General features: G+C 54.1%; 15 protein-coding genes and 1 pseudogene. 14 read left to right on the top strand and 2 right to left on the bottom strand.

Going from position 1 to position 16,158, the window contains the following annotated elements:
- Positions 1-80: 80 nt before the first annotated feature.
- Complete coding sequence (locus I4W07_RS01375) at positions 81-572, top strand: hypothetical protein (protein WP_196025360.1); 492 nt, start codon at positions 81-83, stop codon at positions 570-572.
- Positions 573-613: 41 nt separating this feature from the next.
- A complete protein-coding gene (locus tag I4W07_RS01370) occupies positions 614-1,441 on the top strand; it encodes a trypsin-like peptidase domain-containing protein (protein WP_196025359.1) in 828 nt (275 codons plus the stop codon).
- A gap of 416 nt (positions 1,442-1,857) precedes the next feature.
- Here I4W07_RS01370 and I4W07_RS09115 read toward each other — a convergent pair.
- Positions 1,858-2,129 (bottom strand): annotated as a pseudogene (locus tag I4W07_RS09115) (transposase); the annotation flags it as partial.
- A 300-nt stretch (positions 2,130-2,429) separates the two neighbouring features.
- Here I4W07_RS09115 and I4W07_RS09335 point away from each other — a divergent pair.
- The 12 genes from I4W07_RS09335 to I4W07_RS01305 all read left to right on the top strand — a co-directional run bounded on the left by I4W07_RS09335 (position 2,430) and on the right by I4W07_RS01305 (position 15,816).
- Positions 2,430-2,888 carry a 3'-5' exonuclease gene (locus tag I4W07_RS09335; protein WP_196025357.1) on the top strand — a complete coding sequence of 153 codons (459 nt, stop codon included), beginning with the start codon at positions 2,430-2,432 and terminating at the stop codon, positions 2,886-2,888.
- Between the two features lie 303 nt (positions 2,889-3,191).
- Positions 3,192-4,739 (top strand): AAA family ATPase, encoded by a 1,548-nt coding sequence (locus tag I4W07_RS01355; protein ID WP_196025356.1) that lies wholly within the window; start codon positions 3,192-3,194, stop codon positions 4,737-4,739.
- A gap of 183 nt (positions 4,740-4,922) precedes the next feature.
- Complete coding sequence (locus tag I4W07_RS01350; protein ID WP_196025355.1) at positions 4,923-5,828, top strand: Abi family protein; 906 nt, start codon at positions 4,923-4,925, stop codon at positions 5,826-5,828.
- Between the two features lie 372 nt (positions 5,829-6,200).
- On the top strand, positions 6,201-7,418 hold the full coding sequence (locus tag I4W07_RS01345) for an AAA family ATPase (RefSeq protein ID WP_196025354.1): 1,218 nt from the start codon (positions 6,201-6,203) through the stop codon (positions 7,416-7,418).
- A gap of 1 nt (position 7,419) precedes the next feature.
- On the top strand, positions 7,420-8,085 hold the full coding sequence (locus I4W07_RS01340; RefSeq protein ID WP_196025353.1) for an RloB family protein: 666 nt from the start codon (positions 7,420-7,422) through the stop codon (positions 8,083-8,085).
- 908 nt (positions 8,086-8,993) lie between these two features.
- Positions 8,994-9,401: a hypothetical protein gene (locus I4W07_RS01335; RefSeq protein WP_196025352.1), complete on the top strand. Its 408-nt coding sequence runs from the start codon at positions 8,994-8,996 to the stop codon at positions 9,399-9,401.
- A 39-nt stretch (positions 9,402-9,440) separates the two neighbouring features.
- On the top strand, positions 9,441-9,833 hold the full coding sequence (locus tag I4W07_RS01330) for a helix-turn-helix transcriptional regulator (RefSeq protein ID WP_196025351.1): 393 nt from the start codon (positions 9,441-9,443) through the stop codon (positions 9,831-9,833).
- A complete protein-coding gene (locus I4W07_RS01325) occupies positions 9,830-10,279 on the top strand; it encodes a hypothetical protein (RefSeq protein WP_196025350.1) in 450 nt (149 codons plus the stop codon). The genes I4W07_RS01330 and I4W07_RS01325 overlap by 4 nt, the downstream gene beginning before the upstream one ends.
- Positions 10,280-10,509: 230 nt before the next feature.
- Positions 10,510-11,481, top strand: a complete 972-nt coding sequence (locus I4W07_RS01320; RefSeq protein WP_230317418.1) for a LacI family DNA-binding transcriptional regulator — start codon at positions 10,510-10,512, stop codon at positions 11,479-11,481.
- A 185-nt stretch (positions 11,482-11,666) separates the two neighbouring features.
- Positions 11,667-13,067, top strand: coding sequence for a PTS transporter subunit EIIC (locus I4W07_RS01315; RefSeq protein WP_196025348.1), 1,401 nt, complete (start codon positions 11,667-11,669; stop codon positions 13,065-13,067).
- A gap of 107 nt (positions 13,068-13,174) precedes the next feature.
- Positions 13,175-14,716: a glycoside hydrolase family 32 protein gene (locus I4W07_RS01310; RefSeq protein ID WP_196025347.1), complete on the top strand. Its 1,542-nt coding sequence runs from the start codon at positions 13,175-13,177 to the stop codon at positions 14,714-14,716.
- Positions 14,717-14,811: 95 nt separating this feature from the next.
- Positions 14,812-15,816 carry a PLP-dependent transferase gene (locus tag I4W07_RS01305; RefSeq protein WP_196025346.1) on the top strand — a complete coding sequence of 335 codons (1,005 nt, stop codon included), beginning with the start codon at positions 14,812-14,814 and terminating at the stop codon, positions 15,814-15,816.
- Here the strand turns inward: I4W07_RS01305 and I4W07_RS01300 are convergent.
- On the bottom strand, positions 15,806-16,150 hold the full coding sequence (locus I4W07_RS01300) for a winged helix-turn-helix domain-containing protein (protein WP_196025345.1): 345 nt from the start codon (positions 16,148-16,150) through the stop codon (positions 15,806-15,808). The genes I4W07_RS01305 and I4W07_RS01300 overlap by 11 nt on opposite strands.
- Between the last annotated feature and the right edge of the window lie 8 nt (positions 16,151-16,158).

Below are 16,158 nucleotides of genomic sequence, written 5' to 3'. Positions count from 1 at the left end.
TTAAAAAGAACCTTTTTGATGTAGAGTGGTTCAACCTAAATGATGAGCGGCTCGAACTGTATAAAAAATTATGTCGAGTGTTGAATCAGTATGATAAATGCTGGTACAAGGTTTATGGAAGCGGTTTCTCTGATGACCTTGTCGTTTTAATTGCGCTGCTAAAGTACCTCAACAGTTTCGATAGTGCCGCTCAGGTCCACGAGCTTGGCGCTAATAATGCGGAAAGATTCAACGCCTTCTGCTGCTACAGCCTTACGGAGCATTTTCAATTGCTAAGCGATGACCCTTTGCATATGGGCGATTTGCGCGATTCTAAAAACCTATTCCGCCCTCGTCTTAGGATCACCGATCGGCCCAGAACCTATAAGGTGATGGATGTTATGTTTGGTGAAGATGATGCTCCAATGGCTCTGATATCTGTGAATGGACATGAAAATGCCTATATATTGCCTGCTGACCTTGCTGGCTGGGTCAGTATGGTGCTTTCCAATGTTGATTTTAAAGATATTTTGTTTCCTGGAAAGGTGAGGTTTCAGTATTTCGAAGGCAGATTTAGAGCTGATTTTCTATAGTTAGGGGCTCCTGTCCCTAAGAGCTTAAGAAGGATGACATAGTGGATCTTACAGAAAAGCTAATGTACATTACGGTTCAGGTGCGCTGCGAACTCACCGACGGGGGAGTGTCTCGGGGGAGCGGCTTTATTTTCACTTATTCTAGGGGCGCTACAACGCTTCCAGTGCTTATTACTAATAAGCATGTGGTGAGTGGAGCGTCTAGGACACTCCTCTCGATTCCGTACGTTCATCGCGAGGGCGACATTAGTGAGCGTCGTTCATTTAACGTTGCCATCGGTGATGGTGAGGACGTTTGGGTTGGGCACCCCGATAATTCTATAGATCTTTGTGCACTTCCGCTTCATGGCGTTATCGAACTAATGCATGAGCATGACCCCAATGCGCATCATGTTTCCGTAGACGAAAGTCTTATCCCTTCTCAAGCTGAACTTAACAAGCTGAGCCCTTTTGAAGACGTCATTATGATTGGTTATCCGATCGGTCTTATTGATGAAGTGCACAATGCCCCACTTATGCGCAGGGGCATGACGGCCACCCATCCAAGATACGATTTCAACGGCTTGCCTCAATTTATGATAGATTGCGCTTGTTTTCCTGGGTCGAGCGGGTCGCCAGTATTTCTGTTGGATAATGGGCCATATGTCGACGACGGAGCGATTACTCTTGGCCAGCGGCGATTTAAATTTCTCGGAGTTTTGTTTTCGGGGCCGGTGCAACATGCAAGTGGTGAAATTGCTGTTATAGATATTCCCACGACCCAACAGTTAGTTTCTTCTACCGACATTATGGTGAACTTGGGAAACGTTATTAAGTCAAAGAAGCTAGAGGAGCTTGGGGCGGTTTTGTGGAACATGGCCGAGGGTTAAGTTCTATCCAGTTTCTTTGCGTTGGTTTAAGACCTTTTCTGTTAGGGTGCTGAGCGGCAAATCGTAAATATCATTCTCTGTTGGTGCTGCCTGCCCTCGGGCGACACTTGAAGAGGGTTGATGCGTCGGCCCTCTTTTTGGCTATTTCTTTACAGCATATTTGATATGACCGCACAGGGCCGTGTGGGGGAATGTCATTTTTAGAGTACTATTCCTATTAAGTGGCCGCTCAAAGCGGTCATGTCGCACGATGCTGATCCAACCGTCGAAGCACCTGAACTCATCGTTCATTCGCCTGGAAATCACGAAGGCGTTGTCAACGATGTCGTTCTCTCGTGCCGCGAACGTTACCGTCAAGATTCTTTCGCAAATTGATTTAGCCGTCCTCGGCCCCGTCCTCTTTCTAGCCCTCCACCTTTCACTTCGACTCGTCCATCTCCTCCAGCTTCGACATGTCCAGGTTCCTCCTCTTGCCCCACTCGTGCTCCACTATGTACTTCAGCCTCGCCGTCACTAGCATGAGGGCCGAATTGCCGTCCGGGAAGGTCCCGACGACCCTCGTCCTCCTCCTGTTCTCGCGGTTGATACGCTCGATTCCATTGTTCGTCCTGATCCGGCGCCAGTGCTCGGGCGGGAATTCCGTGTCGGCCAGCGTTTCGGCGAACCCGTCGCGCACCGTCCTCGCGGCCGTCCCGCAGAGCTTCAGAACGCTGAGATCGTCTTCCCCGACGCCCATGACGAGCCATCTCGCGTACTGGCCGCTGTGGTAGGTCTCCCGGCCCGCCGTCCTCTCGTAGCGCTCGGCCTCGACGAGCTCGGACGCCTCCTCGTCGAGCAGCGCGTTGACCGACCCCTCGTCTACCGATGCGACGTTCGCAGACACGGCCTGTGTCCCTTTCGTCGGTGATTTGTTGTTTAGTCGCCAGAAATCATACGACGGGGCGCGGGCCGTGTTCCGCTATGCGGTTGTCAATTTGCGAAAGAAATTATGCGCCACTTCGCTGGATCCATCGGAGCGCTTCGACTATATCGTGAGCATCTTTTCGAGGGTTCCCCGCGACGTTTCTCCGATTTCCTTGATGCGGACATCTCGATGATGACCGTTCACTCCGCTAAGGGACTCGAGTGGGACACCGTTTTCATTCCGGGCGTTACGCGTTTCGATTGGCCTGGAGGGATTTGCTCTCGTTGCGAAAATGCTGGTATATGCTTACGTTCTGCGCGAGGTTGCCAGATTGCTGATGCGGAGAAAATGCCAGATGGGCTTATTGAGGAAATAGGCCTGCTGTACGTCGGCGTCACTCGCGCCCGCAAAGCGGTATACGTCTCCGCTTCGATGCAGCGCAGAACAAATTACGGGAACTATCAGGTTGCCTGCCCCTCTTGCCTAACGTCTCTTCCGGGCATTGAACCTGTGAGATGGTCGGTCATGGACGGAGAGGGGTGATTGCCGGCGGGATGGGGCGTGTCCGCTACTGACGCGAGGTCCGGTTGCGGCTCTTGCTGTGGTCTCATGGAGTGTGCCCAAGCTGTTCTTTGGCTAGAACGGCTTGGGCACTAGCGTTTTGGTGGGATGCGGTGTTTGTTTAATTAGCCACTGTTGAATATTGCGAAACGGTTGCGCGGCATTGCCGATCATTTGGCACCGTGGGTTTAGTAAACTGCTATAAAAGCAGTTTGAAGTGGGGTTCTCATGATCCGAGTTCGAAAGTTGAAGTTATCGAATCATCCGGTATTGGGTAATCTGGAGTTGGACTTTACCGACTCCTCAAATAAAGCCGTTGATACTGTCATCATCGCTGGAAATAACGGCATTGGCAAAAGCAGCTTAGTCGAGCTGCTCTATCAAATCATGGCTCATAAGTATCACGACATGCCATGTTATGTTGATTCGATCGAAGTAGACTTTGACTCCAAAATACGAACATACGAGTTTTATGCCAAGGATATTAAGGGGCACGACTATCTCTATGTCAAAGATGGCTTAGGCCTCGATAATTGGGTGGGTTCGGATGAATTTGCCGAGATTTTTCCCACTTCCGCTATCTTTTCTGATGTCGATATTAATTTTAAGTCTGATCAAATAACTAGTGTAACAAGTCGAAATATTGATGAATCTGTTGAGAGTATTCGCTCGTCAAGTGATCTGCCCACTGAAATTAATCAACTTATTATTGATATTCAGGCGCTTGATGATGCTGATGTCGCTAGGGTTGCTAGGAACAATATGGAAACTGGGCTCTCGCGACTTCAAGTCCCTCAAAGGATGCCTAGGTTCACCAAAGCTTTTGATCTGATGTTTGACGACTTGAATTACGACCGTGTTGATAATCGCAACGGCCATAAAGAAATTCTCTTTAAAAAGAATGGCCATGATGTCCGTGTTGATCAGCTGAGTTCTGGTGAAAAGCAGATTGTCTATCGTGGGTGCTTTATGCTGAAGGACTCGCATGCGCTCAGAGGTTCGTTTGTATTTATTGACGAGCCTGAAATTAGCCTTCATCCTTCATGGCAGGAGAAGATTCTTCACTTTTATAAATCGTTGTTTCAGGACGAAGACGGGAACCAAACTTCTCAAATTTTCTGTGTAACCCACTCGCCCTTTATTATTCATGATGAAAAAAGATACAACGACAAAGTAATTGTATTGGCCAGGAATGAATCTGGCGATGTGGTCGCACAGGCTAATCCAGAGTTTTACGGTCCTGGTACGGTTCAAGCGGTGAAGGATGCTTTTTCGGTTTCGTGGTTTGTGAACGAAGCCCCCACTGTTTATCTAGAGGGGCCTACCGATGAGCAGTATTTCAATAAAGCACTTTCTTTTGCCCATATTAATAACCACTTGCGATTTAAATGGATAGGAAAGAAGAGCTCTGATGGATCATGTGAATTCACGGGCGCACCATCGCTTAATAAAGCAGCCGCTTATTTGGATGCAAATCCTCCTTCGGTCTTCACTGCTTTCCTGTTCGATTGCGATCAAAAGATTAATGAGTGTTTAAGCAACAATGTGTTGCGAACGAAAATGAAAACTTACGACTCCAGAAAGCATTTTAAGAAGGGAATCGAAAATGCCCTAGTGCTGGATGACGATTTCGATACGTCGGCTTTTTATCAGGAAAAGCAAACCTTTGGAGATTATGGCGATAAAAAGGTAATCTCCGAATTTCAAAAGCAAGCTTTTTGTGACCATATTTGCTCTCTGCCAGAAGGGGAGCTCAAACCTATTTTGACGCATCTAATTGATGCCATTGAGCGTATTGATAAGCAAATCACGATGGCTAAAGAGCAGAAATAACTACAGACATTACATCGCGCACCGAACGCTTAATGTAATTCACGTATGCACCGCATTAGCGATGAATTTAGGGTACTATACCAATAGTGATACAGTCGTCGTGGACTCTAAGTGAGGCGATGACAAAGAAGGGTCGTTGTTCGGAGGCTTCCGGCAACGGCCCTTTGATTTTAGGAGCTTGCTTTGGCAAAGGAATTTAAGACTTTCGCTCAACTTATTGAACTCCTAGAGAGCCGTGGGGTGGCGACTGATGCTTCTACGACAGATTGCCTGAGGCGTGAGAGTTATTATGCGGTCATAAACGGCTACAAAGCTCCGTTTCTTGATAAAAACGCTGCGCAGTCCTCGTCAAGTGATGTTTATAGGGAAGGCACTTCATTTAAGAACATTTACGATTTATTCTTGTTTGACAGGGAGCTTAGGCAACTTACTTTTTCATATCTCGCGAGGGCCGAAGCTGTGCTCAAGAACGCGGTCGCGTATTCGTTTTGCGATCAATATCGTGCTGCTGATGCCTATCTGAATCGGGCTAATTATGTCGATCCTAACGATATGCTTGTGCCCAAGGCATTTCGAGGTGATAAAAAGAAACAGCATTCGAAGAGGCTTGCTGACCTGATAAAAATTCTGAATGACAAGGTGACAGATGAACAGCGCATGCGTCCCTTCGTGAAGCATTATTTAAATAAATACGACGCAGTCCCGTTATGGGTTCTTCAGAACGATCTGACATTTGGCAATATCTCACATTTCTATCAGCTTCAAAAACACGGCGTTCAGAATGCCGCCTGTAAGTTGGTCAGCCAAACCGCAAATAGAAATCAAAGGCTCGAGCCGGTAATGCTGCTTCGCGTTATTCAGGTTCTATCTGGCTTTAGGAATATTTGTGCGCATGACGAGCGGCTCTATTGTGCGGTCGTAAGAGGGGCAAGGTTTTCCGATATGTACTCCCTGCTCTGCCGTGTCCTGCCTGACGACGAGACGAAAGCAATGCTTGATGAATTAGGTGAGCTTGTTGGATCTTATCGTGGGCTAATTGCACAAGATGTTTTATACAGCGTGTTTAAAGAGATGAACATCAGGGTGTAGAGAAAGCTTCAATAACGCCGATTGCAATTGGACCGCCGCATCCACGGTGTTTGTTCTGCTGGGAATAGCGATTCTCGGCGCTGTGCATCTCTGCGAGATGGTGTAGCATACCTAGCTATCATACAAAAGCTCTGTGGGAGCTTTAAGGGTGACGCTTTCGACAAGAGAGTGTTGCCCTTTTTTCATGCGTTTAATGTCTGATATGATGGCTAGGCGCCATTCCGGCAATGGAATGGCCGAACATGGGCGGTTTGGCACTTTATGCCTGTTGTCATTGGTGTAGCAAGTACTTGATTTAGCCTGCTTAAAGCCTATAATCAAAGAAAAACTCTGAAATATCTTTTCAAAACAATGAAAGGAATGTTGAGGACGATGCTTTGCCAGTTCACCTTCAGGAACTATAGATCCTATCGCGATGAGGCGGAGCTTTCCATGCAGGCGACGCCGATGAAGGAGTTCGAGCGCTCCCTCATAGTGTGCCCTGACGGGCAGGGCTTTCTACCAGTGGCCGCGGTGTACGGACCCAACGCTGGCGGTAAGTCAAACCTGCTCGAGGCTCTCGATTACGTTCGCTCGGCGGTAGCCAGACCGATTAGGCTGCTGTCTGCCAGTGCTGATGCACCAGGGGGTGATCGCCCTTCGATACCCCGTTGCTCTGCGTTCGAGTTCGATGACGTGTCGGCTGCTAAGCCCACCGAGTTCGAGCTCTACTATCGCGCGGGTGAGCATGAGTACCGCTATGCCCTGTCCGTGCATGCGGACGAGATCGTGTCCGAAGGACTGTGGCGGCGCAAATTGGGGGCGTCACGCACGGCGATGCTTTTCGAGCGCGAGGGCACGGGGGTTGAGCTTGGTCCCACGCTGCGTAAGCTCGTGACGGCCGCGAGATTCAACCCGAGCCTGCCATACCTGTCGTTTCTCTGCATCAACTTTGACGCGCCGGTGATCAAGGAGGCTGCCAGTTGGTTTCTTGATGGGGTGTTCCTGAACTACAACAGCTCCTATCTGGAGCAGATGCTCGAACAGTTGCTCGATGAGGATGACTCACCCGAGATCACGCGTTTTCTGCGTGCCGTTGACGTGCGTATCGATGGCTTTAGGGTTGAGAAAGCTCCGGAATGGCGGGGCCAGCGCGTCTTCGTAAAGCATGAGGTGGACGGTAAGGGCTATGAGCTGCGCCTGTCCGAGGAGTCGGCCGGTACTCAGAAGCTCATGGGGCTGGCGGCGTTTCTGCTGGCGGCGCTCGAACGCGGCGGTACCGTCGTTGTCGATGAACTCGACGCCAAGTTGCATCCGAAGCTCCTGCGCTACGTGATCCTGCTGTTCAAAGATCCCGAAGTCAACAAGAGCGGCGCGCAGCTCATCTTCTCGTCTCAGGACGTGTCCACTATGCGAAACGATGTTTTTCGCCGCGACGAGATATGGTTTGCCGCACGCGGCGAGGGGGAGGCGAGCCAGCTATGGTCGCTCGCCGACATCCACGAGGCAAATGGCAATTTAGTTAGCAAGAACGCGGCTTTTGATAAACAGTATCTGTCTGGTCGTTACGGCGCCGATCCGTATCTCACCCGCATCGAGGAGTGGGATTAGCATGGCGGCGAAGAAGTCGAAGGGCTGGCGTAGTGGCAAACGCGAGGTTCGACCGCGCATGGTGCAGATGACGCGCCACCTCGTGGTGACCGAGGGCAAGGAGACTGAGCCTCGATACTTTGAGGGCGTGCGCGCCGCTTTGTGTGCGGCAAACGAACGCAAGGTTGCCGTTATCGTTAAGGGAACGGGCAAACATACGCTTGACCTGCTTGACTTCGCCGTCGAACACTGCCACTATGCGCCCGAGATATTCGACCATGTGTGGCTCGTGTATGACAAGGATGACTTTCCTGCGTCCGACTTTGACGCGATGGGACGCAAATGCGACGAGCTCTCCGATGGTTCGAGGACCTTCCATGCGTTGTGGTCGAACCCCTGCTTTGAGCTGTGGCCCCTTCTGCACCTTCGATATACGACTGCTCCCATGTCGGCCGCAGAGTGCCAGCGTGGCCTCGCTCAAGCCATGTCTAAAGACCTGGGCATTGAGTACCGCAAGAATTTGGCAGGGCTGTTCGAGGTGGTGGACGGCAAACGAGGCGAGGCGTTGCAGCGTGCTGGACGCCTCGTCACATACCATAGGGGGCTGGGTAACGTTAAACCATCCGCGCAAAACCCTGCAACCAAGGTGGGCGAGGTATTCGATGCGATTGGGCCGTATCTGGTTTGACGGTCAAGTTCGATCGGGCTTGATAGGACTGGAGATTCATGAAAGATGTTGTTTCGGGCTGCCTGCCGTCTTTAACTGGATTGACCTTTTGGGACCCGATAGGATACTAGGCCGAATCTAGCGATATTGACGCAGTCAACCTACGGGCTCGCACGTTGCTGCTGCTAGCAGCGGATCGGGTGAGGACTGCTGCTTCTTTGGCCTGTACGCCTCCGATGGCCAGTTTGCCGTGGACGCCTCCTGGGTGGACGCGACCGGCGCCATAGCCGATGCTGCCTGCGAGAGTGGCTCACTTACGTCGGCGCAGTTTGTGACGCCGATGGGCGGGGCCTTTGGTACCGCCTGTGTTATGGATGCCAGCGGGGCCGTAGCTCAGCATGTGGTAATTGAACCCACAGGCGCCCAGCCGCCGGCGGGGAAGACCCAGCTCGATACCGATGAGCCCACCGGTGGCAATCCCGCGGGGGATACAAAGCCCGGTAGCGAAGAAAAGCCCGGTGATGAGACCAAGTCCAGCGAAAACCCGCCCCCACGCCTGATTCGTCGCCCAAGTCGGACGCAAAACCTGCGCCCGCGTCCTCCAAGACGCCTGCGACCAAGACTGCCAAGAAGACTTAGCCCGCAACAACGCAAACCGCCGCGCTCCCTAAGACCGGCCACGGTGACTGGGTGGTTGCGTGCCTTGCCTTCGTCTTCTAGGTATGTTGTTGGTCACCATAAAAGTTCGGGCACTTCGCTGGGGGCTTTATTTGACAATGTAGTTTCTGCCGCTTCTTTCCCACATTTCTCTGAGTCAATAATGCAGATTGCTTGAACACGGCTTGGGGCTTGCCATAAATTTGAATTTGACTAAACTTAACTTATAAGTTAACCATATTTGGTTTCTTCTGAAGCGGAGGGGGTGGCCTTTGGCTAGTGACTATGAGCTTGTCGAATATGCTGATCCCGAGGGACGACCTTTTTGGGAACTAACCACCTCCCCTGAGAACTCTCAGTTTCAGAAGATGATGTCTGATCCTAAAACGAAGTTTACCGCCCGTAAAATGATCAATCAGATTTCAAAAATCTATGATTACGGGCTAAAGGATGTCAGTGGAACGTCAAAGCTTCGATGTATCGAGCCTAAGATTGGACTATACGAACTCAAGGGTTTTGATGGGGTTAATCGAGAAATGGTCTACGCGATTTGCCAAGGCGTGGACAAGATTGTTTTGCTTTTTTGGTTTAAGGGCCATCAAGGCTCGGGAAATATTTCCAAAGAAATTAAACGCGCAAAACAGTTGGCCCCGATAGCAAAGCGGCTTTTGGAGTCATAGCGTCGGCTTTTTTGCCCGCTTACGAAACGGAGACTTGTAATGGTTAAGGTCGATTTATCAGACTTTTACGCGGAAACGGAAACGAGTGAAACCCGTGCCTATGAGCACGCACTAGATATTGAGTTTATTGTTCATCGCGAGATGCAGCGCTCGGGCTTGAGTAAAAGCGAGCTGGCAAAGCGTATGGGCGTGAGTCTTCAGTCGCTTTCGAAATTGTTGAATTCTCAGCCCAACATGACGCTGAAAACAATCGCAAAGTTTGAGCTTGCGCTGGGTGTCAAAATTATTCCACAGGTCATTTCCAGTTATTCGAATGAGGCGCCGTTTTCTTCGTCTAATAACTCTGTCCGAGAACAATGGTCTTCATTTAACAGCGACTGCTCGGCTAAACGATTGGACTTTGAGATGATTCCGGGAGGTTTGGCTGCATGAGTAAGGATTTCATTGCGCCTATTCAGGTTGTTCATTTGTTTGTTGTCGACTCAACTTTTCATATTGAGAATGAGCCCTCCCAGAATATGGATTTAAAAGTTGACGTTAGTTATCAGGACGTCCATCTATTGAGGAACAAGGCGGGCGAGCGTGCAGACTTAAAGCTGTATGTGTGTGGCAGTCTGATTGATAGAGACGATGCAAAGGAAAAAATGCGCGCTGATGTGTCGGTCGCTATTTCGGTGTCTACAAAATTGCCGTTCGACATTTCAGACGATGAAGCGCGCCGTTATCTTCTCTCTAATGCGATTTCCATGGCGTATGGTCACGCTAAGAGCTATCTGATGGTCGTTACTGGACTTTCGCCCATGGGGGCTTTGACGCTGCCGGCAATTCTTCCTTCGGAATTGGCAGCGGACAGCGATGCGTCTTTCCAAAGTGAGTAAGTTGTTCTCGAGTTGGATTTTGCCTGCCACTGTGTGCAAATATAACGAGGTGCCGAATCGGTAGTTTGACCGATTCGGCATTTAAATTTCGAAGTTTCTAGTTGAAGCCCTGCGATGCCCGTACTACGACAGCTAAATTGACCGTGACGTCCTGTCTTGCGATATGCATGTAGCTCCACACGGGTATCATGGTGAAAGCGATTTCAATGACGGGGGTGCTCGTGGTAAAGATGAAAGATGTGGCCGAGCTGGCCGGCGTTTCGAGCGCCGCCGTCTCGCGCTACCTCAACGGTGGCTACATATCGACGGACAAGGCCGAGCGCATTAAGCAGGCGATTGAGCTGACCGGATACGTGCGGTCCAGCCAGGCTCGCGCGCTGCGCACCGGTTCCACCAAGCTCATCGGCGTCATCGTGCCTAAGATTAACTCGGAGTCCGTGAGCCGCATTACCGCCGGTATTGGCCAGGTGCTCGGTCGCCGTGGCTACCAGATGCTGCTTGCAAACACCGACAACGCGGCCGATCGCGAGCTCGAATACCTCGATTTGTTCCAAAACCACCCAGTTGATGGCATTGTGCTGGTGGCAACTATGATTACCGACGAGCATCGTCGGGCGATTGAGTCGTGCCGCGTGCCGATCGTGCTGATCGGCCAGAATGTCGAGGGCGCGGCGTGCGTCTATCACGACGATTACGAGGCCGCCTTTGAGCTGGGCCATGCGCTTGCGGGTCGCGTTGACGGCAAGATTGCCTATATTGGAGTTACCGAAGAGGACCGCGCGGCCGGTTATGACCGCCGTTGCGGTTTTGAGGCCGGCTTGCGCGCCGCGGGCGTGGCGCTTGATCCGAGCCTGATTCGCCAGGGGTCCTTTACGCTCGACTCGGGTTATGGCGCGGCCCGTGAGCTGCTTGCCGATAATCCCGATGTTTCGTTTATCGCCTGCGCGACCGACACCATGGCGGCGGGCGCGCTGCGTGCCATCGATGAGGTTCGCGGCATGGGCGAGGGCATGCACCGCGTGAGCGGTTTCGGCGACAACGCGTTTTTGCGCGCGCTGACGGGCGGCATTCCCACCGTGCATTACGGCTACCTGACCAGCGGTGTCGAGGCGACCAATATGTTGCTCAACACGCTCGATGGCGCGGAGGGGGAGAACGGCCTAAAGACGCTTAAGCTCGGCCATCAGCTGATGAATGTCTAGGTCTTGATCGTGCCTGCCCGCCTTTGAGTCCCCCGTTTTTTGTCCCAAAACTACCATTCGCCGGCTTTTTCCTACCGTTCACCCTACTATGAAAACGATTACAGACATATGAAACTGAAAACGATTACAGTGTAAGTGTCAAAGATGGCCGGGTGCAGATGCTCCCGTTGGAGGAAAGGGAAGTCATGGACTACCGCAAATCAGCCCAAGAGGTGCTCGACAACATCGGTGGCGCCGACAACGTTATTTCGGCCGCACACTGCGCCACGCGTCTGCGCCTGGTGGTTGCCGATAACGCCAAGGTCGACAAGGAGGCCCTCGAGAATGTCGATGGCGCCAAGGGCGTCTTTGAGGCCCAGGGCCAGCTCCAGATTATTTTTGGCACTGGCACCGTCAACAAGGTCTACGAAGAGTTCATCGCGCTCAGCGGCGTCGAGGCTGCCACCAAGGCCGAGGTAAAGGAGGCCGCGGCTCAGCAGCAGAACATCTTTATGCGTGCCATTAAGGTGCTCGGCGACGTCTTTGTTCCCATCATCCCCGCCATCGTGGCTTCGGGCCTGCTGCTGGGCATTATGAGCGCCCTCAACTTCATGGCCTCCAACGGCTTTATCGCGCTCGACACCAATAACTTTATTTATAAGATCGCCGACTTGGTCTCGGGCACGTCCTTTGGCATTCTGCAGATCCTGATCGGCTACTCCGCGGCTAAGGCCTTTGGCGCTAACCCGTACCTGGGTGCCGTCGTCGGCGGTGCGTTCATCAATTCCTCGCTTCAGAGCGCCTACACGGTTGCCTCCGAGGGCGTGCAGACCATGGTCACCGTCATCCCCGGCGTGTACAGCTTTGAGTGGGTCGGTTATCAGGGCCACGTGATCCCCATCGTTATCGCCTGCGCCATCCTCGCCTTTTTGGAGAAGCGTCTCCACAAGGTTGTCCCCGAGATGTTCGACCTCTTTGTGACTCCTCTCGTCTCCGTGTTCGTGACCGTGCTCGTGACGCTCGTTGCCGTCGGCCCCATCTTCGTGTGGGCCGAGAACGCCGTCCTCGGTCTGATTCAGGCCCTGCTGACCCTGCCCTTCGGCATCGGTTCCTTTATCGTCGGCCTGTTCTATGCCCCCACGGTCGTTACCGGTATCCACCAGATGTACACCGCCATCGATCTGGGCCAGCTCGCCCAGTACGGTGTGACTTACTGGCTGCCCATCGCCAGTGCCGCCAACATCGCTCAGGGTGGTGCCGCGCTCGCCGTTGCCTTTAAGACCCGCGATGCCAAGATCAAGGGCCTGGCGCTTCCTTCGGCCCTGTCCGCCTTCATGGGCATTACCGAGCCTGCCATCTTTGGTGTGAACCTGCGCTTCTTTAAGCCCTTCATCGCCGGCTGCATCGGCGGCGGTTGCGGTGCCCTGGTCTGCGCGCTCACTTCGCTGGCTGCCTCCGGCACGGGCGTTACCGGTATCTTCGGTATCCTGCTGTGCCTGGCCCAGCCCGTGCAGTACGCGATCATGTTTGCGGTCGCCGCGCTGGTTTCCTTTGCTATCTCGTTTGTCCTGTACAAGGACGAGCCCAAGGCTTCCGAGCAGGCCTAAGAGCTTTTGATTGAGGAGATGCCCGCGGGTCGTATGCTCGCGGGCGTTTCCCGTATCTGGTGCCGATCTCTGGTGCCTTGTTACTTTCGATCCGTTAGGACTTTGATATGTCTAATGCACTTGGTCGCGACCTTGCAAAGTTGGTTGCCGCTGTTGACGCTGCCGCCTCTGAGTGCGGTCATGGCGTGTATGGCCAGCACTTCCATATTATGCCGCCGGCGGGTTGGCTCAACGACCCCAACGGTCTCTGCCAGGCGGGTGGCGTGTTCCATGCCTATTTTCAGTATGCGCCGTTTGATGTCGAGGGCGGCGTTAAGACCTGGGGCCATGCGACGAGCCGCGATCTTATGACGTGGGACTACGTTGGCGCCCCATTGCTGCCCGACGAGCCGTTCGATTGCCATGGCGTGTATTCGGGCTCAGCGCTTGCCGAGGACGGTCGCATTCGCGTACTTTATACGGGCAACGTTAAGCTTTCCGATTCGGACGGGACGTACGACTACGTCAATACCGGCCGCCGCGCCGATACTGTTTATGTCGAGAGCGTTGATGGCCTTGCCGGTCGGGAGTTCAGCCAAAAGCGCGTGGTGCTGGCGTCCGAGGATTATCCCGAGGATTTGACCTGCCACGTGCGTGACCCCAAGGTGTGGCGCGATGATGATGGGCGTTACCACATGGTGCTGGGCGCGCGTCGTCGCGTGGACGGTCCGCATGTCGATAGTCGATTTTGCGCCATGCACGGCGAGGGTGCCGGGCGCGATGTGGGTGAGATCCTGGTGTATGGCTCGGCCGATATGCTGAGTTGGGAGCTCGAGAGCCGTGTGTCTACGCCCGAGCGCTTTGGCTTTATGTGGGAGTGCCCGGGATACCTTGAGCTTGAGGCGGATGGCGGTGTACCGGCAAGGTTTCTGTCTTTCTCTCCCCAGGGGCTCGAGGGCGGCCGTTGGGACCGCGGCAACGTATACGCTGCTGGCTACATGCCTGTAACGGGCGACATTGCCGGTGGTGACGGTGCCTATGAGCTGGGCGAGTTCCGCCTGTGGGACGCCGGTTTTGACTTCTATGCGCCGCAGGAGTTCACGGCCGAGGACGGTCGCCATATTCTAATCGGCTGGATGGGCATTCCCGATGAGCCGACCTATGGCAACGCACCGACCGTGGTGTGCGGCTGGCAGCACTGCATGACGGTGCCGCGCGAGCTTACGGCCGGTGACGGCGGCGTGGTACTGCAGCAGCCGGCGCGCGAGATTGAGCACCATTATGCCTCGGTGCGTGTAGGGGAGGGCTCGTTGGAGGTTGCCGGCGATACCTGCTTTGACGTTGTTGTCGACGGTGTTGACGGTGCGTTCACCGCGACCGTTGATGGCGAGCTGAAGCTGGCGTTTGTGCCCGCCGAGGGCGAACTGCCCGCGCGCTTTGAGATGCGATTTACCGATGAGGGCCGCGCTTCTGCCGGTTGCGGTCGTACTGTGCGCTGGGAGTCCGTCGACGAGGTTCGTAACGTGCGCATTGTTGGCGATGCCTCGTCGGTCGAGGTGTTTGTGAACGATGGTGCGCTCGTGTTTTCGACGCGCATCTATCCCGAGGCCTATGGCGTGACCGTTGACGCTCCGGGTGCGAGCGTGACCTATCACGCGCTCAATATCTAGGAGATTCGTCGCATATCGGCGCTATACTGCAGCCGTTGCCCACGATGCGGGAACATCCGCATCGTGGGTTTTTGTTAATGAAAGGAGGTTGCCGTATGGGCGTACAGCGGCTAGAAGAGGCCTGGGCTTTGAGGACCGGCGCGCGTGAGGCGCGGTTGCTTGCGGCTTCGCATGTTCCGGCGGCGCTGTCTCTGTTGGGGATTGTGCGTCCCGGTGACCGCCTGGTGGCCTTTGCGGATGACTTTACCGAAGCATTTGCGCACGGCTTTGATGGCCGCGATGTTGCGCTGGCGGGCTCGCCGTCCGCCGATGCGTTTACCGCCGCGTCCGAGGTCTTTGATGCTTCGTTTGATGCCGAGGGGCCGCACCTGTGGTGGTTCGTCAACTCCATCGGCGGGTTTGGACTGCGCGTGCCCGATCTGCGTACGCTGGGTCGAGCGGCTCGCGAGGCCCATGCGCTGCTGGTTGTGGACAACACCGTGGCGTCGGCTTTTGGCTGCGATCCGTTGCGCTTGGGTGCCGTGCTGTCGCTCGAAGCGCTCGACCGTGTGTGCGCCGGTAACGCTTCACGCAAGTTGGTTGCCGTATCGGTCGCGCGCTCGCAGTTCAAGCGCCATCGTGTGGATGCCGCGGCTGAGTGCGTGCACGTCCTGTTTGAGGGCTGTGGCTTGGGCAAGCTTGGTTTGCCTACTGACGAGGCTGGTGTGCTGGAGCGCGGGCTGGACTCGCTCGATACCCGCATGCAGGCACACTTCGACCGCGCCCGTGCGCTGGCCGAGTATCTGGCCGCCAACGAGATGGTGCGCAACGTGCGCTATCCCGGGCTGAGTTCGCATCCCGACCATGCGGTTGCAACGGGAATCCTCGAGCACGGCTTTGGCCCGGCAGTTGAATTTGACCTTATCGAGCGTAGCGCGGGCAAGCTTTTTGATGCTTTGCCTGAGGAGTTCCGCGCATCGCCCGCCGGCGGTGCAACGACGCGCCTTTCGGCCCCACGCGGCAAGCAGGGGAACACCATCCGCCTCTTCGCCGGCACCGACGACCCCCTGGTCGTAGCGTCCGCCCTAGACAACGCCCTTCGTAAATTAGCTACTCTTTAATGCTGGCGATGAGGTCGTTTGCTTTGTTGGCGATGACGTTGTTGATCTCTGCCTGCAGCTCTTCGTAGACCGCTATGGCTCGCTCGCCGGCGGGGGTGAGGGTGGATCCGCGGGCGCCGTCGCGCTCGATGAGCTTGCAGCCCAGCTGACCTTCTGCCTCGTTCACAATGCGCCATGCCTTGGAATACGCCATGCCCATGCTCTTGGCGGCGCGGTTGAGCGAGTGCTCGCGGGCAATACCCTGCAGCAGCAAGACGCAGCCGTGGCCGAACACGCCCGGCAGATCCTTGTCGCACGCTTGAATGACCAACTTTGCCGTCGTCTTGTACTCCATGTGCTCCA

The organism is Collinsella aerofaciens, from assembly GCF_015670745.1.
GTDB lineage: Bacteria > Actinomycetota > Coriobacteriia > Coriobacteriales > Coriobacteriaceae > Collinsella > Collinsella aerofaciens_T.
This window is presented reverse-complemented; position numbering and strand designations above follow the sequence as displayed.